Source organism: Paraburkholderia fungorum, from assembly GCF_046026025.1.
In the GTDB taxonomy this organism is placed as follows: Bacteria; Pseudomonadota; Gammaproteobacteria; order Burkholderiales; family Burkholderiaceae; genus Paraburkholderia; species Paraburkholderia fungorum_E.
On the sequence record NZ_JAQQFL010000010.1, the window covers coordinates 1 to 23,771 of the forward strand.

Annotated in this window: 18 protein-coding genes; 8 read left to right on the plus strand and 10 right to left on the minus strand. The window is 62.8% G+C overall.

Translation table 11 applies throughout. The features are described 5' to 3' along the window. Positions 1–49 precede the first annotated feature (49 nt). From PQR67_RS13170 to PQR67_RS13180, 3 genes are all read right to left on the minus strand, one after another. Positions 50–1,213: an MFS transporter gene (locus PQR67_RS13170; protein ID WP_408459357.1), complete on the minus strand. Its 1,164-nt coding sequence runs from the start codon at positions 1,211–1,213 to the stop codon at positions 50–52. Positions 1,214–1,418: 205 nt separating this feature from the next. Then, positions 1,419–2,585 (minus strand): MFS transporter, encoded by a 1,167-nt coding sequence (locus tag PQR67_RS13175; RefSeq protein ID WP_408459360.1) that lies wholly within the window; start codon positions 2,583–2,585, stop codon positions 1,419–1,421. A gap of 242 nt (positions 2,586–2,827) precedes the next feature. After that, positions 2,828–3,652, minus strand: a complete 825-nt coding sequence (locus tag PQR67_RS13180; protein WP_408459363.1) for a crotonase/enoyl-CoA hydratase family protein — start codon at positions 3,650–3,652, stop codon at positions 2,828–2,830. Between the two features lie 76 nt (positions 3,653–3,728). Between PQR67_RS13180 and PQR67_RS13185 the strand changes: the two genes are divergently transcribed. Further along, positions 3,729–4,343 (plus strand): plasmid fertility inhibition factor family protein, encoded by a 615-nt coding sequence (locus tag PQR67_RS13185; RefSeq protein ID WP_408459366.1) that lies wholly within the window; start codon positions 3,729–3,731, stop codon positions 4,341–4,343. On the opposite strand, the gene PQR67_RS13190 is transcribed toward PQR67_RS13185, so the two are convergent. Further along, positions 4,340–5,338 carry a 2-hydroxyacid dehydrogenase gene (locus tag PQR67_RS13190; protein WP_408459369.1) on the minus strand — a complete coding sequence of 333 codons (999 nt, stop codon included), beginning with the start codon at positions 5,336–5,338 and terminating at the stop codon, positions 4,340–4,342. The two genes, PQR67_RS13185 and PQR67_RS13190, sit on opposite strands and share 4 nt — an antisense overlap. A 77-nt stretch (positions 5,339–5,415) precedes the next feature. Further along, positions 5,416–5,754 carry a hypothetical protein gene (locus tag PQR67_RS13195; protein WP_408459372.1) on the minus strand — a complete coding sequence of 113 codons (339 nt, stop codon included), beginning with the start codon at positions 5,752–5,754 and terminating at the stop codon, positions 5,416–5,418. Positions 5,755–5,880: 126 nt separating this feature from the next. Here PQR67_RS13195 and aspT (PQR67_RS13200) point away from each other — a divergent pair, with 126 nt between their 5' ends. The 3 genes from aspT (PQR67_RS13200) to PQR67_RS13210 all read left to right on the plus strand — a co-directional run bounded on the left by aspT (PQR67_RS13200) (position 5,881) and on the right by PQR67_RS13210 (position 11,127). Then, positions 5,881–7,566, plus strand: coding sequence for an aspartate-alanine antiporter (aspT, locus tag PQR67_RS13200; RefSeq protein WP_408459375.1), 1,686 nt, complete (start codon positions 5,881–5,883; stop codon positions 7,564–7,566). A 118-nt stretch (positions 7,567–7,684) separates the two neighbouring features. Further along, the gene (gene aspT, locus PQR67_RS13205) at positions 7,685–9,367 is read left to right on the plus strand and encodes an aspartate-alanine antiporter (RefSeq protein ID WP_408459378.1); all 1,683 of its coding nucleotides are present in this window, start codon (positions 7,685–7,687) and stop codon (positions 9,365–9,367) included. A gap of 95 nt (positions 9,368–9,462) precedes the next feature. Further along, on the plus strand, positions 9,463–11,127 hold the full coding sequence (locus PQR67_RS13210) for a bifunctional aspartate transaminase/aspartate 4-decarboxylase (protein WP_408459381.1): 1,665 nt from the start codon (positions 9,463–9,465) through the stop codon (positions 11,125–11,127). Between the two features lie 126 nt (positions 11,128–11,253). Here the strand turns inward: PQR67_RS13210 and PQR67_RS13215 are convergent, their stop codons facing one another. Further along, a complete protein-coding gene (locus PQR67_RS13215) occupies positions 11,254–11,409 on the minus strand; it encodes a hypothetical protein (RefSeq protein ID WP_408459384.1) in 156 nt (51 codons plus the stop codon). On the opposite strand from PQR67_RS13215, the gene PQR67_RS13220 reads away from it, so the two are divergent. Beyond that, on the plus strand, positions 11,408–12,619 hold the full coding sequence (locus tag PQR67_RS13220; RefSeq protein WP_408459387.1) for a pyridoxal-phosphate-dependent aminotransferase family protein: 1,212 nt from the start codon (positions 11,408–11,410) through the stop codon (positions 12,617–12,619). The two genes, PQR67_RS13215 and PQR67_RS13220, sit on opposite strands and share 2 nt — an antisense overlap. A 764-nt stretch (positions 12,620–13,383) precedes the next feature. On the opposite strand, the gene PQR67_RS13225 is transcribed toward PQR67_RS13220, so the two are convergent. Beyond that, positions 13,384–14,595, minus strand: coding sequence for an MFS transporter (locus PQR67_RS13225; protein ID WP_408459390.1), 1,212 nt, complete (start codon positions 14,593–14,595; stop codon positions 13,384–13,386). Between the two features lie 389 nt (positions 14,596–14,984). Here PQR67_RS13225 and xdhA point away from each other — a divergent pair, with 389 nt between their 5' ends. From xdhA to xdhC, 3 genes are all read left to right on the plus strand, one after another. Further along, the gene (gene xdhA / locus PQR67_RS13230) at positions 14,985–16,514 is read left to right on the plus strand and encodes a xanthine dehydrogenase small subunit (protein ID WP_408459393.1); all 1,530 of its coding nucleotides are present in this window, start codon (positions 14,985–14,987) and stop codon (positions 16,512–16,514) included. 27 nt (positions 16,515–16,541) lie between these two features. Beyond that, positions 16,542–18,908, plus strand: coding sequence for a xanthine dehydrogenase molybdopterin binding subunit (gene xdhB, locus PQR67_RS13235; protein WP_408459396.1), 2,367 nt, complete (start codon positions 16,542–16,544; stop codon positions 18,906–18,908). 176 nt (positions 18,909–19,084) lie between these two features. Further along, positions 19,085–19,651, plus strand: a complete 567-nt coding sequence (gene xdhC / locus PQR67_RS13240) for a xanthine dehydrogenase accessory protein XdhC (protein WP_408459399.1) — start codon at positions 19,085–19,087, stop codon at positions 19,649–19,651. 34 nt (positions 19,652–19,685) lie between these two features. Here xdhC and PQR67_RS13245 read toward each other — a convergent pair whose 3' ends face one another. From PQR67_RS13245 to PQR67_RS13255, 3 genes are all read right to left on the minus strand, one after another. After that, positions 19,686–20,669 (minus strand): LysR substrate-binding domain-containing protein, encoded by a 984-nt coding sequence (locus PQR67_RS13245; RefSeq protein WP_408459402.1) that lies wholly within the window; start codon positions 20,667–20,669, stop codon positions 19,686–19,688. A 239-nt stretch (positions 20,670–20,908) separates the two neighbouring features. Continuing rightward, positions 20,909–21,553, minus strand: coding sequence for a 2-hydroxychromene-2-carboxylate isomerase (locus PQR67_RS13250; protein WP_408459405.1), 645 nt, complete (start codon positions 21,551–21,553; stop codon positions 20,909–20,911). 94 nt (positions 21,554–21,647) lie between these two features. Continuing rightward, positions 21,648–23,111, minus strand: a complete 1,464-nt coding sequence (locus PQR67_RS13255; RefSeq protein ID WP_408459408.1) for a TAXI family TRAP transporter solute-binding subunit — start codon at positions 23,109–23,111, stop codon at positions 21,648–21,650. Between the last annotated feature and the right edge of the window lie 660 nt (positions 23,112–23,771).

A 23,771-nucleotide genomic window follows, 5' to 3' on the forward strand; every position in this document is an offset into this window, starting at 1 on the left:
AAACAAATCAAGGAAAGGCCAAAAAAGTCAGAACAAGAAAAACAAAGACTCACGAGTCAACAACCCGCACCGGCGCACGCCGCCTTTCCCACCAAGCAGCAACAAGAAACGCAAGCGCGGCAACCAGCAGCACGCCGACCATCGCATCGTTGCCAACCCCTTTCATCAACGCGCCGGCCACCAGCGGTCCGCCGAAACTGGCAGCGCTCCACGACGCACCCACCAGCGAACTCGCCGATACCAGCGCGACACCGCGAAACCGCTGACCGCAGGCGACAAGCGACAACGTATAGATCGCCCCGGCAGTCGCGCCGAGCACATAAAGCAGCGGCCAGCACAACCACGGCGATGTCACCGCCCAAGGCAGAAACGGCAGCAGTACCACGACGATCACGCCGCAGCCGATATGCACGCGTTCGCGGCCGGGCCGGTCGGCGAGCCAGCCGATCGGAAATTGCATGGTCGTGTCGCCGAGCAGCAGAGCCGACGCGAACAGCACGGCCACCTCGCTCGTGATGCCGTGGGCCATCGCGAAGAGCGGCAGCAGCGACAGCGCGATCGTGTCGAACAGCGCAAAAAAGCCCGTGCCGATCACGAGTGCCGGCATTTGCGGCAACACGTGGCGCCAACTGCCGTGTGCCGCGTGTTCATCCTCCGACGCTTGCGGCGTCTTGCGGATGCTGGCGAGCGCCGGCAATGCCAGCAGGAAAATCGCGCCGCAAATCAGGAAGCGCCAGTGCGGATGGTCGGCGATCTGGCTCACCAGCACCGGACCCGACATCTGGAACAGCGTGAAGTTGGTCGCATAGATCGCGATTACGCGGCCGCGCGTGGCGTCGTCGGCGAGCTGGTTGACCCATGCTTCGCTGATGGTGAACAGCAGCATCAGCGCCGCGCCGCAGAGCACGCGCAACACCGCCCATAGCCACAGGTTCGAGGTGAGTTGCATCAGTGCGGTGGCGAGCGCAACCACCAGCACCGCGCCGACGATCACCTGGCGGCCGCCGAAACGCGCCGCGATCCAGGCTGCCACCGGCACGACCATCAGGCCACCGCCTGCTTGCGCGGCGGTCAGCAGGCCGACCACGTCGGTACCGTAGCCAGCTTGTGTGAGTGCAAGGGCCGTGAGCGGAAGCGTGGCGCCGCTGCCGAGTCCGACCACGGCAACACTCAGGATCAGAGCGAGGAAATCGCGAGTGAAGATGACTTTCATCGGCCGAGATGCTACTACGGCAGCGGGTCATTCGCAGCCGTATGCGGTTTGGATGAACGTTGTCGAGGACCGCGTTCGCTTGCTATCGAGGCGCTGCCCGCTGCCCGGTCCGTAACGGCACGGTGGCCAGCGCCGTTGGCCGGCGACGATGCGAAATCTGTCCCGGCTGAAGCCGCCCGCAGCAGGATGCGCGCTCGTGCCGCGCTTACCCGGCTACCGCCATCCGTTGCGTGCGCCGGTCGATCGATACCGACCACAGCGTCAGCGCGAGCGCGCCAATCGAGGTCGCCACGCCGACCCACGGCAGCGTGGTGAGCGGAGCGCCCGCGCCGATCGCCATGCCGCCGAGCCACGCGCCGGTTGCATTGCCGAGGTTGAACGCGCCTTGATTGAGCGTCGACGCCAGATTCGGCGCGTGGCTCGCGCGGTCGACGATCAGCATTTGCAGCGGCGGCACGATCGCGAAGGCCAGAATGCCCCACACGAAGATCGTGATCATGGCCGGTATCTGCGCGTGCATCGTGCCGGCAAAAATAGTCAGGATCACGACGATGGCCAGCAGAAACGCGACCAGCGAGGGCATCAGCCGCCAGTCCGCGAGCTTGCCGCCGAGCGTGCTGCCCACCGTCAAGCCGAGGCCGAACAGCAATAGAACGAAGGTGACCGCGTGCGGCGTGAAACCGCTCACGTCTTCGAGAATCGGCGTGATGTAGGTGAACGTGGAGAACAGGCTGGCCGACGCGAGTACGCTGATGCCGAGCACCATCAGTACTTGCGGGTTTTTCAGCACGCTGAATTCGTGCACGAGGCTTGCCTTGGACATCTCGATCCTGGCCGGCAGGCAAACCGCGAGCGCGAGCGCGGCGAGAATGCCGATGCCGGTGACCGCCCAGAAGGTCGCGCGCCAGCCCACCGCCTGACCGAGCGCGGTGCCAAGCGGCACGCCGAGCACGTTGGCGAGCGTCAAGCCGGTGAACATCAGCGCAATGGCTTGCGCGCGGCGATTCGGCGCGACGAGACCCGCCGCGACCACCGAACCGATGCCGAAGAACGCGCCGTGGCAAAACGCCGTGACGATGCGCGCGGCCATCAGCACCGCGTAGCCCGGCGCGATCGCGCACAGCAGATTGCCGACGATAAACACGCCAATCAGGCTCATCAACGCCTTCTTGCGCGGCATATTGGCCACCGCGATCGCGACGATCGGCGCGCCGATGGTGACGCCCAGCGCATACGCCGACACCAGCATGCCGGCTGCGGGAATCGACACGGACAGGTCGCGCGCGACATCGGGCAGCAGCCCCATGATCACAAATTCAGTGGTACCGATTCCAAAAGCGGCAACGGCAAGGGCGAGAAGGGGTAAAGGCATGGTGACGGAGCGTGAATCGGCGCGACGGGAAGCGTCGCGCGGCAGGCGCGCATTTTTCGGGGCGAGAACGCATGCGCCAAGCAAGGGGAAAACAGTAGGGGATTCTACCTAAGTCAAAACCGCCTTGCTCAGCGTCAAGCCGGCTGTTGTTTTTTTCTGAAAGGCGCCGTCGAGCGTGCGTTTGAAATGCGCCCAGTGTGCGTTCGAGTTGCCCCAGCGGCGCGACGTTGTTGATGGGTTGTTTATGACGTGCTTTCGTCTGACTTGAAGGTGTTGCCGTGACGGCCGGCGCCTTCGGCGAAACGTGCGGCGCCTGCAACACCCTCGTCGAAGATCGCCTGATAGCCGCCGGCGCCTTCGCGCCGCAGCGCGAGGGCGAGATCCTCGAGCGTGCTGTTTTCCATCGCGGAGCGGCGGTCCGCGAGCAGAGCGGCTTGCGGAAAAGCCGCCAGTTCAGCGGCTAGCTGCTCCGCCGCCGCGCGGGCCTCGCCCTTGCGCACGACGCGGTTGGCAAGCTCGAAGGCGAGCGCTTCCTGCGCCTCTACCGCGCGGCCCGTCAGAATCAGGTCGAGCGCTCGCGATAGCCCGATCAGACGCGGCAAGCGGATCGTGCCGCCATCGATCAGCGGAATCCCGACGCGCCGGCAGAACACGCCGAGCACAGCATCTTCTTCGACCACCCGCAGATCGCACATCGCAGCCAGTTCGAGGCCGCCCGCGACCGCGTAGCCGGCAATCGCAGCGATCACCGGTTTGCTGAATCTCATGCGCGTCGGCCCCATTGGGCCGGGTCCGCTGCCGTCGGCGTGCAGTTCATTGCGGCGGGTCTCGTCGGCGAGCGCGGTGAGATCCGCGCCGGCGCAGAACACGCCGCCCGCACCGAACAGCACGCCCGCGCGCCATGCCGGTTCCGCTTCGAAGCGCAGGAAGGCGGCGCTGAGCGCTTCTGCCGTCGGTCGATCGACGGCATTGCGCCGCGCGGGTCGTTGGAGCACGATGGTGGCGATGCCGGTGTCCTCGTTGGCTTCGATGCGCACGTGTTCATTCAAATGTTGCGTCGTTATCATCGTTGTCTCCGTAGAACTTCGCGTCCGGCCTCTCATGCAGTGTGCTCATGCGCGGCGACTAATACCGGCGGTTGTCATGCATCTTTCACAATCGGCTCGTAGCGTTAGCGCTCTTTTAACGCGCTGGCGGTTTTTAGCCAGCTTATCGAGCCCGCCTTTGCCCTTGTCCAATTCATCGCCCGCAACCTCGCCGCCCTGTGCCGAGACGATCTGGACCGTGCCCCTGCATGAGCATCCATGGTACGACCATGTGCGGCTGAAACGTGTCTTCGTGACTGACGGCACGCGCCATCAGGTAGTCATGGTCGATGCGCGCAAGCTGCTGGAATGCGCGGATCGCGACGACACCGATTACGTGCTGAAGCCGGTCGCCGAATGGCATGCGGGCAAGGTGCGTGGCATTCGCGAGTTTCTCGATCCGGACAATCCGCGCATTCCGCAGATGCCGTACGTGACGATCTCGACGCGTCGCGCGCCGGGTGTGCTGGGCTGGTTCGGTCTCGAGCGCGAAGGCGTGGTGGCGTTTCGTAACGGGCAGCATCGCGCGCGCTATCTGCTCGATGCGGGCGCGCGCTGGTTTCCGGTGGAAGTGCATGAGCGCGAAGCGGTCCTGCTGCGCGAGATCTGCGGCGCGGCGGACGACGCCCGCACGGCGATTCGCCCGACCACCGTGGATGGCGGCAGCGCCTAACCGCGCGCCTGCACGGCATTGCGCGGCGTGCCGGCCTGCCATGCCGCGACGTTGCCGAGCGTGGTCTGCGCGATCTCGTTCATCGCCTCGCGCGTGAAGAACGCCTGGTGCGAGGTGACGATCACGTTCGGGAACATCAGGAGACGTGCCAGCACGTCGTCCTGCAGCGGCAGGTTCGAATGGTCCTCGAAAAAGAGGCCGCCTTCTTCCTCGTACACGTCGAGCCCGAGATGGCCGAGCTGGCCATCTTTCAGCGCGCCGATCAGCGCATTGCTTTCGACAAGTCCACCGCGACCGGTATTGATCAGCATCGCGCCACGCTTCATTTTCGCGAGCGCCGGCCCGTCGATCAGATGGTACGTGTCAGGCACCAGCGGACAATGCAGGCTGACGACGTCGCTCTCGGCCAGCAGCGTGTCGAGCGGCACGTAGCGCGCGCCGAGTGCGAGCAGATCCTCGGCGGGCGTGCCGGGATCGTGGGCCAGCACTTGCATGCCGAAGCCCGCCATGATGCGGCCGAACACGCGGCCGATCATGCCGGTGCCGATCACGCCCGCAGTCTTGCCGTGCAGATCGAAGCCGAGCAGCCCATGCAGCGAGAAATCGCCTTCTCGGGTCCGCGCGACCGCGCGCGGCAAGCGCCGGTTCAACGCGAGAATCAGGCCAACCGCATGTTCGGCGACCGCGTGCGGCGAGTAGGCCGGCACCCGGGCAACCGTGATGCCGAGACGCTCGGCTGCGGCCAGATCGACGTGATTGAAGCCCGCCGAGCGTAGCGCGATCATGCGCGTGCCGCCGGCATGGAGATGTTCCAGGACGTTGGCGTCGACGTTGTCGTTGACGAATGGGCAGACCACTTCATAGCCCTGCGCGAGGATCGCGGTTTCGACATCGAGGTGCGATTCCTGGAAGTGCAGTTCATAGCGATGCGTGCCGTTGGCCTCGGCGAACGTGTCGCTGTCGTATTGGCGGCTGCTGAACAGGATCATGCGCATGAATGGCTCCGAAGGAAGCATACCGGCGTGGCAAATAGACTCATTGCGCGGCATGCGGGCAGGTCAGTATATCGGCCCTATAGCGTAATGGGCGCCGCTTGCGAAGTACGTTCTGAAATCATTTCATCTTTACCAAAGATCATCTTTTGCGAAGCGAAATCGACCGCAATTGGAAAATCATATTGACAGCGATGCCGAACTACAATATTTATTAAAAAAGCAATCCCAAAAAAGCATGAACATATCGTGCTGAAAATCGGCCACCAGTAGACTATGTTTCTTTCTGGGCATTGAGCAAACTTCGCGAGGAAAGCGTGACTGTCGAGTTCACCGTAAAGCGTTTCGCTATCGTCGCTGCATTGCGACATATCTTTTTTGACGCCAAGAGCGTCATGCCATTGCCATAAAATTTCCATTCAATGGAATCCGGTTATGCCGGATGCGTCATTTCCGGGTCATGGCAGACCGGATCGAATTCGCTTCAAATCCCAGAGAGAGATTCTTCAACTTTCTGCTAATAAACCGTAAATCGGCGAGCCAACATGATCGGTGAATTGCTGAGATCTCAACCGGAGATCGCGCTGTTCGCAAGTCTTGCAATCGGGTACTTCATCGGGTCGTTTCGCGTGGGGCCAATTCAGCTCGGGGGCGTCTGCGGCACCTTGATCGTGGCCTTGCTGTTGGGTCAGACGGGCGCGCGGCTGGCCCCCGATCTGAAGAACATCGCCTTCGCGCTGTTCATCTTCGCGCTGGGTTTCACCGGCGGGCCGCAGTTCTTTGCCAACATCGGCCGGGGTTGGCGCTATGGCTTGCTCTCGGTGGTCGAGATCGTGTCGGTGCTGGTGCTGATCATGATCGCGGTCTTCGCGATGCGGCTCGATGCCGGCACGGCGGCCGGCTTGCTGGCCGGCGCCGCGACCGAGTCGGCCGTGATCGGCACGGCTTCGGAGGCGATTGCCAAGCTCGGTTTCAGCGATGCGGAAACATTGCGCTTGCAGGCCAACATCGTGACCGCGTACAGCGTGAGTTACCTGTTCGGTCTGATCACCATCGTTCTGTTCACCAGCCAGTTCGCGCCGCTGCTGCTGCGCGTCAATCTGCGCGAAGAAGCCGAGCGCGTGTGGCACAAGCTCGGCGGCGACGGCGCTTTTGGCGAGGGGCAGCGGGCCGCGGCGCCGGCGCTGGTCGGCCGCGCGTTCCGGGTCGGCACGGCGGTAGCTGGCGGCACGGTCTATGCGTTCGAACAGACGTACGGCTTCAACCTCACCGTCGAGCGGGTTCGGCGCAATGGCGCCGAGGTGCCGGCCGAGCCGCAACGGGTGTTGGCAGCCGATGACGTGATTCTCGTGGCTGGGCGGCGCGAGGCGATCGTGGCCGCGGCCGCCAGCCTCGGCGAAGAAGTGGCGGACGCCGGGTTCGGCCAGCTCGTCGCGGAGAAACTCGACGTCGTGCTGACGCGCCGCGAAGCAGAGGGTCTGACGGTCGCGCAGATACGCGAACGGGCGAAGCCGGAAGAGGGCCGCGGCGTGTATATCGCCGCCGTCACGCGGCTCGAAACCACGGTGCCCGCGCTGCCTGGCACCGAGCTCAATCGCGGCGACGTGCTGACGCTGGTTGGCGCGAAGGCCGACGTCGAGCGCGGCGCACGGCATCTAGGCTACGCGCTCGCCGCGACCCAGAAAACCGACTTCATCTATCTGGGCCTGGGCGTGCTGGCCGGCATGGCGATCGGCCATCTTGGCGGACGTATCGGCGGGGTGTCGATCGCGCTCGGCACGGGCGGCGGCTGCCTGCTCTCCGGGCTGCTGTTCGGCTGGATCCGTTCGCGCTACCCGCTGGTCGGATCGTTGCCTTCGGCTGCCGCGCAAATTCTCAAGGACTTCGGCCTTGCCACCTTCATTGCCGCCGTCGGGCTGTCGGCCGGCCCCGACGCCATCAAGCTGGTGCGCGAATACGGTCTGGCGCTGCCGGTCGCGGGCATTCTGATGGTGCTCGTGCCCGGTTTGCTGTCGCTCTGGATCGGCCGCGTGTTTCTCAAGCTCGAAGCGCCCATGCTGCTCGGCGCCATTGCCGGTCAGCAATGCAGTACGCCGGCTATCAGCGCGCTGGTCGGCGTGACCGGCAATTCGACGCCTGTGATCGGCTACACGATCACCTATGCACTCTCGAACATTCTGTTGCCGTTAATGGGGCCGGTCGTTGTCGGCCTTGCCGGGAAGTTCGGCTAAGCGGGCAGATGGGCTGCGCGCGGCGTGGCGCGTAGTCGACCGCATGCGGATGCCGTGATGTCCGTCTGCACATGCAGGACCCAGTACTCAGTATCTCAAACTATCTAGCGAGGGCACGATGGACTGGCTACATCACATTTTTCAGAAATCACCCGAGATCGCGCTGTTTTTGTCGCTGGCAGCCGGTTACTTCATCGGGCAGATCAACTTCGGCAAGTTCCAGTTAGGCGGCGTGGGCGGTTCATTGCTGGCTGCGGTCGTGATCAGTCAGGCGGGCGTGACGATCGACAACGGGGTGAAATCGGTGATGTTCGCCGTATTCATCTACGCGGTCGGCTACGACTCCGGGCCGGGTTTCTTCAACTCCCTGAACCGCAAGACGCTGCGCGAAATCGCGATGGCGGTGTTTCTCGCCGTCTCCGCGCTGGTCACCGTGGTGGTGTGCGCGAAGCTGTTCCATCTGAACAAGGGCCTGGCTGCCGGGCTCGCGGGCGGCGCGCTGACGCAGTCGGCAATTATCGGCACGGCGGGCGACGCGATCGCCCGTCTCGGTCTGCCTGCCGACCAGGTCAAGTCGCTGCAATCGGACGTGGCCATCGCGTATGCCGTGACCTATGTGTTCGGCTCGCTCGGGGCGATCATCGTCTGCGTGAACATCTTGCCGAAGTTCATGGGGCAAGGCTTACGCGAGGCCTCGATCGAAGCGGAGCGTGACCTGTCTTCAGGTGCGCCGTCACTCGGCGCAGGGCAGATCAGTGCGTTGCCCGAACTGGTGGGGCGTGCGTACAGGATCGACGTCAGCGCGGGGAAAACGATCAAGGCAATCGAGACCCTGCATCAGGACTTGTTGACGGTCGAGCGGATCAAGCGTGACGGCAAGAACCTGGATCCGACGCCCGACCTGACCTTGCAACTCAACGACGAAGTGCTGGTGGTCGGCCGCCGCGAGGCGGTGGTCGCCTTCGGTGCGAACGGCAACGAGATCGCCAACGTCGACGACATTGGCGTCGTGATGCAGACGCGCCAAGGCGTGTTCACGCGCAAAGGCATGAATCACACGACGATCGCTGCCGCGCGCGAAGTGGTCGATCGCGATTTGCGCCACGGTGTCTTTATTCAGAGCGCCTCGCGTGCCGGCCAGCCGCTGCCGATTCTGCCTGAAACGAAGCTCGAACACGGCGACGTGATCACCTTCTACGGTTCGCCGAAAGACACCAGGCGCGCCGTCGATGCAGCCGGTTATGAGCTGCCGTACAGCAACAAGACCGACTTCATCTATATGGGCGTCGGCCTCGTGCTCGGTCTGCTGATCGGGCTGATCGTCGTCAACGTGGCCGGCATTCCCCTCACGCTGGGCTCCGGTGGCGGCTGTCTGCTGGCGGGTCTGCTATTCGGCTGGATGCGCGGCAAGCACCCGATGTACGGCGCGATGCCGACGGCGGCTTCGCAGTTGCTGAAGGACTTCGGTCTCGCGGCCTTCGTTGCGGTGGTGGGTTTGAACTCGGGCTTGCAGGCGGTCGTGACGGTCAAGCAGAGCGGCATGACGATCTTCCTGCTCGGCGTGTTCGTCACCTTGTTCCCGCTGCTCCTGACGATGCTGTTCGGCCGCTACGTGCTCGGCTACAAGAATGCGGCGATTCTGGCCGGCGCGCTGTCGGGTTCACGCAGTGCCAATCCCGCGTTCGGCGGCGTGCTCGACAAGGCGGAAAGCGCCGTGCCGACCGTGCCGTTCGCGATCACCTATGCAATTGCGAACGTCGCGCTGACGTTGCTCGGACCGCTCGTGGTCGGGCTGGTTTAGCGCACCCATTCATCGATCTCTCTGACGCCGGCAGTCAACTGAACGATCAGTCACGCGACACCGGCGTTATTCACTTGCACACTGGAGAACGCATCATGGCAAAAGAGAAAAACGGCAAGAAGCAAGGCGATACGGCTCAAGCAGGACTCGCGGCGCTCAGCCCGTTCGAACTCAAGGACGAACTGATCAAGGCCGCCGGTGGCGGCGCGGTGGAGCGTGCGGCCAACGCATCGATGCTCAATGCCGGCCGCGGCAATCCGAATTTCCTCGCGACGATTCCGCGCCACGGCTTCTGGCAACTGGGTCTCTTCGCGATGCGCGAGTCGGAGCGTTCGTTTGCGTACATGCCCGAAGGCGTGGGCGGTTTCCCGCGCCGCGAAGGGCTCACTGAGCGCTTCGATCTGTTCCTGCGCGAGAACAAGGGTGTGCCCGGCATCGACTTTCTGCGCGGCGCGGTGTCGTATGTGCGCGATCAGTTGGGACTCTCCGCAGGCGACTTTCTCTATGAAATGTGCGAGGGCATTCTCGCGTCGAACTATCCGGTACCGGACCGGATGCTCAAGTTGTCCGAATTGATCGTCGGGCAGTATCTGCGCCGCGAGATGATCGGCCACCATCCGTTTGTGGGCGAATTCGACGTGTTCGCGGTGGAAGGCGGCACGGCGGCGATGACGTACATCTTCAACACGATGCGCGAGAATCACCTGATCAAACCGGGTGACACGATTGCACTTGGATTGCCGATTTTCACGCCGTACATCGAAATTCCGCGACTGAACGACTATCAGCTGAACGTCGTGAATCTCGAGGCCGACGTTGCCAATGGCTGGCAGTACTCGAAGAAGGAACTCGACAAGCTGCGCGATCCGAAGGTGAAGGCGTTCTTCCTCGTGAACCCGAGCAACCCGCCTTCGGTGAAGATGGACGACGCGAGCCTTCAATATATCGCCGACATCGTCAAGGAACGCCCCGATCTGATTCTGTTGACCGACGACGTGTACGGCACCTTCGCCGACGATTTCGTCTCGCTGTTCGCGCTCGCGCCGAAGAACACCATCCTGGTGTACTCGTACTCGAAGTATTTCGGTGCGACCGGCTGGCGTCTGGGCGTTATCGCGACACATCGCGACAACGTGCTCGACAAGCTGATCGGCGAGTTGCCGAAAGACGCGAAGAAGCAGTTGCACGAGCGCTATGAATCGATCACGACCGAACCGGAAAATCTCAAGTTCATCGACCGCCTCGTGGCTGACAGCCGCACTGTCGCGCTGAATCACACGGCGGGCTTGTCGACGCCGCAGCAGGTGCAGATGGTGTTGTTCTCGCTGTTCTCGCTGATGGACACGCCCGACGCGTACAAGAACGCGTTGAAGCGCCTGATCCGCAAGCGCAAGCAGGCGCTGTACGAGGAGGTCGGCATCTCGTTCGAGGACGACGATCCGAACCAGGTCGATTACTACACGATTCTCGACATTGAGTTTCTCGGCGAGCGGATGTTCGGGCGTGAGTTCGTTGAGTGGCTGCTGAAGAACACCGAGCCGACCGAATTGCTGTTCCGCCTCGCACGTGAAGCGCGCGTCGTGCTGTTGCCTGGGCGCGGCTTCGGGACGCAGCATCCGTCCGGACGGGTGTCGCTCGCGAATCTGAACGAGTCGGACTATCGGCAGATTGGACGCGCGATGCGCAAGCTGATCGAGGAATATGTCGAGCGGTATAACGCGGCAACCGGCAAGAAGCTCGATAAGTCCAAGGTGAAGTAACGGGCGACAGGTGACGGGCGGGCTGTGAAGCTCGCCCCGCTTTTTTCATTAGCGTTGGCAGTTCGTTGGGCATGGAGTGCCGATCTGACAACGCGATCTCACATCGGATAAAGCGTTATCCCGCTGTCATTTCTGCGGATGAACACGCCGCACGAAACGACTCGCGGCGCGTGCTGTTAAAAAACTTGCGTAATTCCGCTGATCGGTGAATGATCCAAAACCCGGCTTCGCCAGCGTCATTGTTGGCGAGGCCGTTGCACCTTGAATTCCTCTATCGATCATGGCGACCATTACTCCTCTCGCAGTGCCTTGTCCGGTTGTCGAATCACTCGACGCCATCCTTCCCGAAGAACCGTTGCTGATGATGGGTGCCGGCCCCGTGCCGATTCCCGCCGCCGTCGCGAAGGCCAACACCGTGGTGATCAATCACCTGGGCGCCACGATGGTGAAGGTGATCGGCCAGGTGAAGACCATGGCACGTTACGTATTCCAGACGAATTCGAAGTGGGTGCTCGGCGTAGCGGGGCCGGGATCTGCCGCGATGGAAATGGCGATCTCGAATCTCGCGTGGGAAGGCACACGCGTGCTGAGCATCAAGAACGGTTTTTTCAGCGGGCGGATGGCGGAGATGGGGCGGCGCGTCGGCGCACGCGTTGCCACGTTGGACGTCGAGGATGGCACGGTGGCGAGCCTCGACACGGTCGCGGAGGCGATCCGCCGAGAGCGGCCGGAGATTGTCACGGTGGTGCAGGGCGAGACGTCCAATACCGTGTGGAACCATCAGTTGAAGGACATTGCGGCGCTCGCGAAAGCAGCCGGCGCCCTGGTCATTGTCGATGCGGTGTGTACGCTGAGCACGATGCCGCTGGAGATGGACGCGTGGGGTATCGACGCGGTGATTACGGGCGGGCAGAAGGGTTTGTCTTCGATCCCGGGTGTCTCGCTGATCGCGTTTTCGGATGAAGCGTGGGCACGGGTGAAAGGCCGCACGGCGCCGAATGCGCATTGGTGTCTTGATGCGTCGCTGGCGGAGAACTTCTGGCATAACGCGGGCTATCACTATACGGCGCCGGTTTCGGGTGTGCTGGCGTTGCACGAGGCGCTGCGTCTCGTGTGCGCTGAGACGCTTGAGAAGCGCTTTGCTCGTCACTTGAAGTGTTCGGTGGCGCTTCAGGCGGGGATCACCGCGTTGGGTTTGCAACTGTATGCGCCGGCGCCTTGCCGTTTGAATTCGGTGGTCGGCATCGTTGTGCCGGAGGGTTTGAGTCCTGCCGATATCTGTGGGCATATTTCGCGGCATCATCAGGTGGAAATCGCGGGGTCGTTTGGTTTGCCGATTGTTCGGATTGGACAGATGGGGGAGCAGTGCCGGGAGCACAACCTGTTCAGAACCGTGCATGCGCTTGGGCGGACGATGGTGGATCTGGGCGTTAAGGTTGAGTTGCCGGCTGGGGTGGCGGCGCTTGAGCGTGGGTTGTCGGAAGGGAAGTGATGGGGTTTTTGCCTGCTCGGCGCTTTTGGTCTGTGTGCTTTTGGTTTTGGCCTTTTCTTTCTTGAGGTGTTGGCCTTCGCGGCGCTTAGTTGTATGCCTACGGTGTTGGCCTTTCCTTGATTTGTTAGTGGTTTATTAGCGTTGCCCCTGTGCGGGGCGGCACCTACTTTTCTTTGCCTGCCGCAAAGCAAAGTAGGCAAAAGAAAGCGGCTCAAACCGCTAATTCTTAAGCGGGTCCCCTGGCTTGCAGGGGGCAGTGGTGCATCTGGAATCGGTGCTCCCGCACATTCCCCGTTAGCGACAAAGGGCTCATTCGCTCCCACTCCGCACTGCGTGCGTCGCGGACGGGTCTGCCAGGGAAATCGGGCGCTACTCTTTGCAGAGCTGATGGTTTTTGGAAACGGGTTTCGGCGCGCGTAGCGCCGCCGGAAGAATGACTGCTGTGTCACTGACGCGGAGTGTGCGAGAGCACAGATTCCAGATGCACCACTACCGTGGCTGTGCGGGGGACCCGCTTAAGAATTAGCGGTTTGAGCCGCTTTCTTTTGCCTACTTTGCTTTGCGGCAGGCAAAGAAAAGTAGGTGCCGCCCCGCACAGGGGCAACGCTAATAGACCACTAACAAAGCAAGGAAAGGCCAAAGAAGTCAGAGCAAGGAAAGGCCAACGCCACAGGCACACAACCAAGCGCCGCGAAGGCAAACACCTGAAGAAAACCCCAACACCACAGCCGCAAAAACAACACCCCACCAAGCAGCCCAAACCCTCATCCCGCCGCAGGCGCATTCGGCACCCTCGAATTCCGCAAATACATCATGGTAGACAACACAACCGCCATAGCAGACGCCACCGCTGCAAACAAAAACACCTGCGCATAGCCAAACTCCCCAGCGATATACCCGGCCAACGGCCCAGTAATCCCCAGCGAGAGATCGAGAAACACGGAATACGCCGACAAAGCCGCCCCGCGGCTAGCAGGCGGCACAAGCCCAACCGCTTCAACGCCGAGAGCCGGGAACACCAAAGCAAACCCAAACCCGGTCAACGCGGCCCCCGCGAGAGCAATATGCGGCTCGGGCGCCAGCCACAACATCAACAGCCCGGCGCATTCAAACGAGAACGAAGCAATCGCGACGCGGAACCCGCCGTAGACCTTGATCGTATTGGCGAACAACAGACGCGCACCGATAAACAGCGTGCCGAAAACAGTCAACGACAAAGCCGCATTGGGCCAATGCCGCGCGGCATAAAACAGCGTGATGAACGTCGCAATCGACCCAAAACCGGCCGAGCCCAGCGCCAACCCAATCCCATGCGGCAGCACCCGCGTCATCACGCTCCGATACGACATCCGCTCGCCATGCACGATCGGCACCGGCGCGATGAGCCGCGCGAGGTAAAAGCCGAGCGCCGCCAGCAGAATCACCAGAACGCCCAATGCAGCGAACCCGATCGAGTGTGCAATCGCGACGCCAAGCGGCGCGCCGATTGCGAGCGCACCGTAAGTCGCGATGCCGTTCCACGAAATCACCCGGGCATTGTTGCTTGTGCCCACCCGGCCGATTCCCCACAGAATCGCGCCCGTCCCGCACAAGCTTTCGCCGAATCCGAGCACGAGGCGGCTGCACACCAGCAGCGCGAGGCTCAACACCGGCCAGCGCCCGCACAACACGGCCAGCAGCAACAAAACCCCGCTCGCGCCACAGCCCAGCAAACCGATCGACACCGTCCGCTTCGGCCCCAATGTGTCGGCCGAACGGCCGGCGAGCGGCCGCGATGCCAGCGTTGCCAGGTACTGCACGCTGATCGCCGCGCCAGCCAGGATCGCGCTGTAACCCAGGTCGTCGTGGACGTAGCCAGGCAGCACCGCCAGCGGAATACCGATCGTCAGGTAGCAAAGAAACGTGAAAAAGACGACCGGAATGATCTGCATGGTCGTCGAAAATTCGCTGCGAGGTTTCGCTGAGTCGGTAGACATGGGGAAAACGAGACTTGAAAACGGCGGAAAGGCGTGATTTTCCCATGGAACCGATTCTCTTGCAGGGTTCGCTTAATAATCCCAACCCCTAAAAAACAGTGCCGGAACCATATAGAGGGTCGTTTTCACCTCGCGCGAGCGATCTTTCCATGCCCATCGGATCAACAGGCCTCAATCGGTAATGGCAATAAAACTACAATTCAGAAGAAAATACGGTAAAACGGTCACATCAACATAAGCCAATCGACCCTCAAAGCCATCTCTATATCGTTTCGCGGATATGTCCCGCATGCGATCCCCGCTATGGGTTGTATTTATTGACGGTGATAGTTTTCGAACCATTATCGCAGCACGTCCCAACGGACACAGAACATTGAGAGTAACGAGACATGACTGAGCCGATTCGCTTCTACCACCGCAACGCGATCCGTGAGATCAAGGACGCGCCCGTCACCCGCACTGTCCTGCAGTATTTGCGCGAGGACGCGCATTGCACCGGTACCAAGGAAGGGTGTGCCGAGGGCGACTGCGGCGCATGCACGGTCGTGATCGGCGAGCGTAATGAGGCGGGCGGCGTCGATTTCAAGGCGGTGAACGCGTGCATCCAGTTCGTGCCGACCCTGGACGGCAAAGCGCTTTTCACCGTCGAAGACCTGCGTCAGCCTGACGGCTCGCTGCATCCCGTGCAGGAAGCGATGGTGGAGTGCCACGGTTCGCAGTGCGGCTTCTGCACGCCGGGCTTCGTGATGTCGATGTGGTCGCTGTACGAAAAGCACGGCCACGAACACAGCTGCGCGAACAAAACTGTGCCGTCGCGCGACGCGATCAGCAACGCGCTGACCGGCAACCTGTGCCGCTGCACCGGCTATCGTCCGATCGTCGACGCGGCCGTGCGCATGTTCGAAGCGCCCGCGCCGAAAGCACCCGTCAATGTCGACGCGCTGTCGAAAACTCTCGCCACGCTCGAGCGCACGGACACGTTCCATTATCAGCACGGCGGCCAGCAGTTCGACGCGCCGCGCACGGTCGACGCGCTCGCGAAAATCAAGGAAGCCGCACCCGCCACGCGTATTCTCGCTGGCAGCACGGACATCGGTTTGTGGGTCACCAAGATGATGCGCGAGTTGGGCAACATCGTGTATGTCGGGCAGATCGCCGAATTGCAGAAGCTCGAAACCAACGACGACTGGATCGAGATCGGCGCGGGTGTGAGCGTCGAAAAGGCCTATACGGAAATCATCAAGCAGTACCCGGAACTGTTCGAAATGCAGCAGCGCTTTGCGTCGCTGCCGATTCGCAATGCCGGCACGCTCGGCGGCAATATCGCCAACGGCTCGCCGATCGGCGATTCGATGCCGGGCCTGATTGCGATCGGCGCGCATGTGATCGTGCGCGGCGGCGAGATCGAACGCGAAATGCCGCTCGAAGATCTGTACCTGGCCTACCAGAAGAAGGACATGGCCGAGCATGAGTTCGTTGTCGGACTCAAGGTGCCGACCCGCACCGGCGCGCGCAAGAACCTGCAGTTCCGCACCTACAAGCTGTCGAAGCGTTTCGACTCGGACATCTCGGCTGTGTGCGCCGCGTTTTCCTTCATCGCTGACGGCAACGTGGTCCGCGAGCCGCGCATTGCGTTCGGCGGTATGGCCGCCACGTCGAAGCGCGCGACGCATGCCGAAGCCGTGCTGCGCGACGCCGAATGGCACGAAGCCACCGCGCAGGCCGCGATGATCGCACTCGGCAACGACTACGCGCCGCTGTCCGACATGCGCGCGACCAGCAACTACCGCCTCGAAGCGGCGAAGAACACGTTGTACCGCTTCTGGCTCGAAACGCGTCCGAACAATCCGCTGCCCAAGAGCGCGCTGGATGTTCGTGCAGTTGCCGCTGCCTGCGCCCCGGCCGGCGCGAGCGCCTGACGCCAGAAAGATACGGAGAACATCAGAATGAATCAGCACGCCGAACCGTTCCTGAAAGACCTGAAGGAGCTCGACGACTTTACCCAGGTCCACGTCTCGCGTCCGCACGAGTCCGCACATTTGCACGTGAGCGGCCGCGCCACTTACACCGACGACATCCCGACGCTCGCCGGCACGCTGCACGCCGCACTCGGCCTGTCGCCGAAAGCGCATGCGAAGATTGTCTCGATGTCGCTCGACAAAGTGCGCGCCACGCCCGGCGTGGTCGCGATCTTCACCGCAGAGGATTTTCCCGGCGTCAACGACGTCGGCCCGATCATCCACGGCGACGATCCGATCCTCGCCGACGGTCTCGTGCAATACGTCGGCCAGCCGATGTTCATCGTGGTCGCGATCTCGCATGAAACCGCGCGTCTGGCTGCGCGTCGCGCCGAAGTCGTCTACGAAGAATTGCCCGCGATTCTCACCGCGCAGCAGGCCCGTGCCGCCAATCAACACGTCTTGCCGCCGATGAAACTCGCGCGCGGCGAATCCGCTGCGAAGATCGCTCGCGCTGCTCACCGCGAAGCCGGCGAGATGCTGCTCGGCGGCCAGGAGCAGTTCTACCTGGAAGGCCAGATTTCGTACGCGGTGCCGAAGGACGACGACGGCATGCACGTCTACTGTTCGACCCAGCACCCGACCGAAATGCAGCACATGGTCGCGCACGCGTTGGGCGTGGCGTCGCACAATGTGCTGATCGAATGCCGCCGCATGGGCGGCGGTTTCGGCGGCAAGGAATCGCAATCGGGTCTGTTCGCGTGCTGCGCGGCGCTGGCCGCATGGAAGCTGCTGTGCCCGGTGAAACTGCGTCCGGACCGCGACGACGACATGATGGTGACCGGCAAGCGCCACGATTTCCACTACACGTATGAAGTGGGCTACGACGACAAGGGCGTGATCGACGGCGTGAGCGTCGACATGACCTCGCGTTGCGGTTTTTCCGCCGACCTGTCCGGTCCGGTGATGACGCGTGCGCTGTGTCACTTCGACAACGCGTACTGGTTGTCCGACGTAACGATCGACGGCTTCTGCGGCAAGACCAACACGCAATCGAACACCGCGTTCCGCGGCTTCGGCGGCCCGCAAGGCGCGTTTGCGATCGAGTACATCATGGACAACGTCGCGCGTTCGGTGGGTGAAGATTCGCTCGACGTGCGCCGTCGCAATCTGTACGGCAAGACCGAGCGCAACCAGACGCCTTATGGTCAGGTGGTGGAAGACAACGTCATTCACGAACTGATCGACGAACTCGAAGCAACCAGCGAATACCGCGCGCGCCGTGCGGCGATCAACGAGTTCAACGCGAACAACGAAGTCCTGAAGAAGGGCATGGCGCTCACGCCGGTCAAGTTCGGCATTGCGTTCAACGTGACCCACTTCAACCAGGCCGGCGCGCTGGTGCACATTTACACCGACGGTTCGGTGCTGGTGAACCACGGCGGCACCGAAATGGGCCAGGGTTTGAACACCAAGGTCGCGCAGGTCGTCGCGCATGAACTGGGCATTGGCTTTAACCGCATCCGCGTCACGGCAACCGATACGAGCAAGATCGCCAATACGTCGGCAACCGCTGCATCGACCGGTTCGGACCTGAACGGCAAGGCGGCGCAAGACGCCGCGCGCCAGTTGCGCGAACGCCTGTCGGCCTTTGCCGCCGAGCGTTTCGGCGCGGGGCAGGTGTCCGCCGCGCAAGTGCGTTTCGTGCACGACCGCGTGGTGGTGGGCGAGGTGATCGTGCCGTTCGAAGAGGTGATCGCGAAGGCCTATGTCGCGCGTGTCCAACTCTGGTCGGACGGTTTCTACGCGACGCCCAAGCTCTACTGGGATCAATCGAAGCTGCAAGGCCGGCCGTTCTACTACTACTCGTACGGCGCGGCTGTGTCGGAAGTGGTGATCGATACGCTGACCGGCGAAATGCGCGTGCTGCGCGCGGACGCATTGCATGACGTGGGCGCGTCGCTGAACCCGGCGCTCGACGTCGGCCAGGTGGAAGGCGCGTTCATCCAGGGCATGGGTTGGCTCACGACCGAAGAACTATGGTGGAACACCGGCGGCAAGCTGATGACGCACGCGCCGTCCACTTACAAGATTCCGACCGTCAACGATACGCCGCCCGATTTCCGTGTGCGTCTGTTCAAGAACCGCAACGCGGAGGACAGCATCCATCGTTCGAAGGCGACCGGCGAACCGCCGCTGCTGCTGCCGTTCTCGGTGTTCTTCGCGGTGCGCGACGCCGTCTCGGCCGTGGGAGACCACAAGGTCAATCCGCCGCTGAACGCGCCCGCGACCAGCGAGGAAATCCTCAAGGCAGTCGGCGCCGTGCGGGCAGCGACTGCGGCGGCGCGGCAGTAAGTCTTGCGATGAGCGCGTGACGCGGGCGTGAGCACCGCGCCACGCCGGAGCTTGCAAGGAGCTGGCGGTCTCCGGCAAGGCCCGCGTGCAGCCGGCGGCCAACTGCCGCGAGCATGCGTTAAAAACCGTCGGGCAGAGTAATCGTGCAATTATCGAAACCAACTGGATTGATCGCCATGAACGACTTTTCTTCCGTTCAGATCGGCCGGCGCAGCGCCGTAGAAGCGCCGCGTCCGGCGCCGATGCACATCGTGCTGTTCGGCGCGGGGCACGTCGGCCATGCGCTCGTCACGCTGCTTGGCAGCTTGCCATGCGTCGTCCAGTGGGTCGACGAGCGCGACGAACTGTTCCCCGACGAGACGCCCGCCAACGTGCAGGTCGAGGCGACCGACACGCCTGATGCGATTGTCGATACGGCGCCGCCCGGCGCGTATTTCCTCGTCATGACGCATAACCATGCGCTCGATTTTTCGCTTGCCGCACGCATCATGCGACGCCGCGATTTCACCTACTTCGGCATGATCGGGTCCAAAACGAAACGCGTGAAATTCGAGCGTCGTTTGCTGGATCGCGGCGTGGATCTGGATCGGCTGGTGGAGATGACCTGTCCGATCGGCGTGGGTGGCATTGTCGATAAAGCACCGGCGGCGATCGCGGTCGCGGTGTGTGCCGAGTTGCTGCAGATTCGTACGCGCCAGGCAGCGGCGCTGATGACGACACAGAAGCTCTGCGCGAGCCTGTGAGCGGCTGAGCTCCGCCGGCCTTCAAACCCGAACGTCAGTCCGCCGCGGCTGACGTTTCTTTTTTCGCCGGCCGTTTCGCGCGCCGCACCTTCTGCGCGACCAGCTCATCCGACACTTGCGACATCAACGTACGCAGCCAGCCGACATCGCTTGGCCGGTCCGGCTGCGGATGCCATAACTGATAACACTTGATGCGCGGAAACGGAATCGGCACGTCGACCACCGCAAGCGGCAGCATGTTCGCATAGTGCATCGCGAAGCGGCGTGTTGTCGTGAAGATCAGATCCGATTGCAGCAGTGTTTGCGGCACGAGGCCGAAGTAGGGCAGCGTGGCGACGATGCGCCGTTCAGCGCGGGCCCGTGCGAAACCGATGTCGACGGCGCCGCCGCTCGCGCCGCTATAAGGCGTCGGTGCGAGATGCGGCGCGGCGAGATAGGCTTCGCGAGTCATCGGCGTGCGCGTGAGCGGATGGTCGGCGCGCATCAGGCATACCACGGTGTCGGAGAACAGATCGCTGCGTTCGAAGCGGGGATCCGGCTTCGGCCAGTTGCCGATCACCAGATCGAGTTCGCCTGCATCGAGCGCGGCCGAATGATCGAGCATCGGGCTCAGCGAGTCGATCTCCAGACGCGCATGCGGCGCCGCCTCGCGAAACTGCGCGATGACGGTGGGCATGAAGAAGTCGTTCAGATAATCCGGCGCGGCCACCCGGAAGGTGCGGCGCGAGCGGCCGGGATCGAAATCGCCGTGCGGTGTCGCCACGAAATCGACTTCGCGCAGCACACGTTGCGCCGAAGCCAGCAACGATTCGCCGTATTCGGTGGGCACCATGCCCGACTTGCCGCGCACGAGAATCGGGTCGTTCAGCGTTTCGCGCAGTTTGCGCAGCGCGGTGCTGATGGCCGGCTGGGTCTGGTTCAGGCGCAGTGCGGTTTGTGTGACGCTGCGCTCGACGATCAGCGTGCGCAACACGCGCACGAGCCAGATGTCGAGGGAGGCGGCGGAGTCGTCGTCCATGGTTCAGGGGAGGCGATGCAAGCAGGTCGGGCCCGAATGAAGCGTCGTACGGAGCCGCCCGCGAGCCAGATCGCGAGAGCAGGGCGCAAAGGTTATAACCTTAGGCCCGTTTGTGGTGTGGCGGCATAGCGGGCACGGTATGGCCGGCATCAGGACAGCCTTTTTGATGCAATCGCGTCTCAAACGGTGCGCCTGTTTGCACCAATCTTACGTTTAGCCTTCGATGAGTGATCCGCGACTCAGTTATCCGCCAGACCCGAAGGCAGCAAAGTGATCCGCTTCACTTCTTTCGAGTCGAGCCAGTTCGGCGTGCGTGCGCAATACAGCACCATGGGCAATGCGTCTTCGCCCCAGAACAATTGATCGTTCAGGAAGAAGGTCGGCACGCCGTAGACACCCAGACCGATTGCATCGGCGGTGTTGCGCTGAAGTTGCGCTTTCACTGCTTCATTCTTGATGAGTTCCGGGCCGTCCGGCACACCGACGCGCTCGCACAGTTCGGCGAATGCCGCATCGCTCGACGGATCGCGGCCCTCGCGCCAGATGAAACGGAAAATCTCGCGCACGAAGCCGATATCGCCCTTCGCCGCGGTGGCGAGCAGGAGCGGTTTCATCGAATCGAACGGATGAGCCGGCGGCATCTTGAACGGAATGCCGAGTTGCTCCGCGCGAAACAGCGCGTGGCGATACATGAAGATGCGCTTGGTGGGCACGCTGTAAGCGGGCCGCTGGCCCCAGTGGCGATACAACTCGTTCAGGACGACCGGCGTGAACGCGAAGTCGAAGCCCGGCCATTTGTCGTGTTGCTCGAGCAACAGGTACGTGAACGGTGAGACAAAGTCGTAAAACCACAGCGGTTGCCTGGCGTCGATGCCAATGGACATAAATGTCTCCCGGATTGCCTGTTCCGACCGATGCTGTCTGCTGGATCGTCGGATTTGTAATGATCTTACGCGGTGCAGCCGCGGCTTGCACCGGTCAATATGGCTTCGGACCCGCGACGGCCGGCTCGGCAGGCGTCGAGCCGGGTTCGTCGCCGGACTCGCCCGACTCACCTGGCTTGCCTGGTTCGTCCGGATCGCCCGCTGCGTCGCGCTGGGCCTCGCGGCTATGGGTGAGGCGCTCGCGCACGAAGCCGATATGCTCGCGCAGCACATAGAACTGATCCGCATAGGCGAGCGGCATTTTCAGACCGTTCACCGATTCTTCAATCGCATCGAGCCGTTCGATCAGCGAGGCGCGTTCGGCGGCCGAGTGCTCGCTGAGCGCGCTTCGCTCGATCGCGATCAGCGCGCCGTACCAGCGGTAGATGCGCGATTTCACGCGCCACGTGTACAGCGACGGCACCACGCGCAGCGCCGGAATCAACAGCACGATCAGCGGCACCACGACCACCAGCAGCCGGTCCGCGAGACTTGCCAGCCAGAACGGCAGGACCCGGTAGAGGAAGCTTTTGCCGGACTTGTAGTAACGGGCGGCGTCGTCGCTGATCGGGAAATCGTGGGCGAGCGGTGCCGGGAATTCGCCGGCGCGCTGCAGGATGTTCGCCTTGCCGTGGACCTCGCGCGCCGCCTCGATCAGCAGATCGGAGAGCGCCGGATGCAGCGAGTCGCGCGCCACCAGTTCCGCGGTCGGCGCCACCATGTGCATTGGCGCTGCGGGCAGGTTCTTGCCGAGGTCGAACGCGCCCATGGGTATCTGGAGCTGCGTCAGATAGGGGAATCGGCGGGTATAGGCATCGGCTTGAGTGAAGTCGTAGAACTGCACGTTCGGCGTGCGATTGAGCTTGCCCATCACCGCCGGTTGTGCCGAGTCGCCAGCCAGAAATGCCGCGTCGACTTTGCCGGCGACGAGCGCTTGCGCGGCGTCGTCGCCCGAGAGCGGCAGCAGTTTGGTCGGACCGTCCGGCACGATGCCGTTGGCTTTGAGCAACGCGAGCGCCAGTTCGCGCGTGCCGCTGCCCTCGGCGCCGACCGCGAGGCGCAAGCCCTTGAATTCGGAGAGCCGCGCGACCGTCGGACCGTGATAGAAGATCGCCAGCGGCACATAGGCGACGCTGCCGAGCGACATCAGGTCCGTGCTTACCGGGCCGGGCGAGATCCCGTCCTGCACGAAGGCGACGTCGACGTTCGACCTGGGATCCGAAAGCCGCTTCAGATTTTGCACCGAGCCTTCCGAGGGCAGCACGTTCAGGGTGATACGGTTGCGCGCCAGAATCGCCTTGTACTTCTGCGCCGCGTTCCAGAAGGTGCTGCCTTCGGGGCCGGCGCTGATCGTCAGCGTATTGGGCGGGGCGGGCTGGATCAGACGCACGGCGACCCAGATCGCCGCGACGGCGATCAGCACGAGCGGTCCGAATGAGACCGCCAGATCGCGCCAGGAGATCGCGACGAAACGGGCGACGAGACGGGGAGGGCGTTTGCGGCCGGTGGCTGGCTTCATCGGGTGACGTGACGGCTACGGTCGAAAGTGAATGGGGCGGCGGCGCGTTGTGGCGTGTCGTGGCGCGCGAACCGGGGCGCGGCACTCACGCCACGCCACACCGGTTGCCGCGAAAGGCATACACGCGGCGCGGCAGCGCGCGTCGCGCCGATGGTACCTGAGAATGGCGCGACGGCGCAGCGCCCGGCCGGGATGGGCGTCGTCAAACCCGTAACAATTCGTGAACAGCGCGTGAACAGCGCGTGTACGACACATGAACGGTCCATGACCGCGCCATGAACGGCCGATGAACCTCATCGGACCAAAAATATGAACGGCGCATGAATAAAACACGATCCACGGCCTGATGACAACCCGCAGGCACCCCGAGGGATGACTAAACCCTTTGCGCTTCTGGCGCGGCTAGATTAAATTGTGCATCGCTGCCGCGAACAAATGTTTGCGCGGCGTGACCCGGCACGACAGACAAGAACCGGGCGCGTCGGCGGACTTCGCGGCTTGCCGGCTCTCGTACCGCTTTGCATGCGTGGCACGCGCATGTAACCAACGGCGGCCGGCCTCTCTCGCCTCTCGCACACCGTGTTGCAGCCATAGTCGGCCGTCGCTGAGCCGCGCCTTGCCGCGTCCTGCATGGCCGCCCGTAGTCGTAACGAAGCCGCT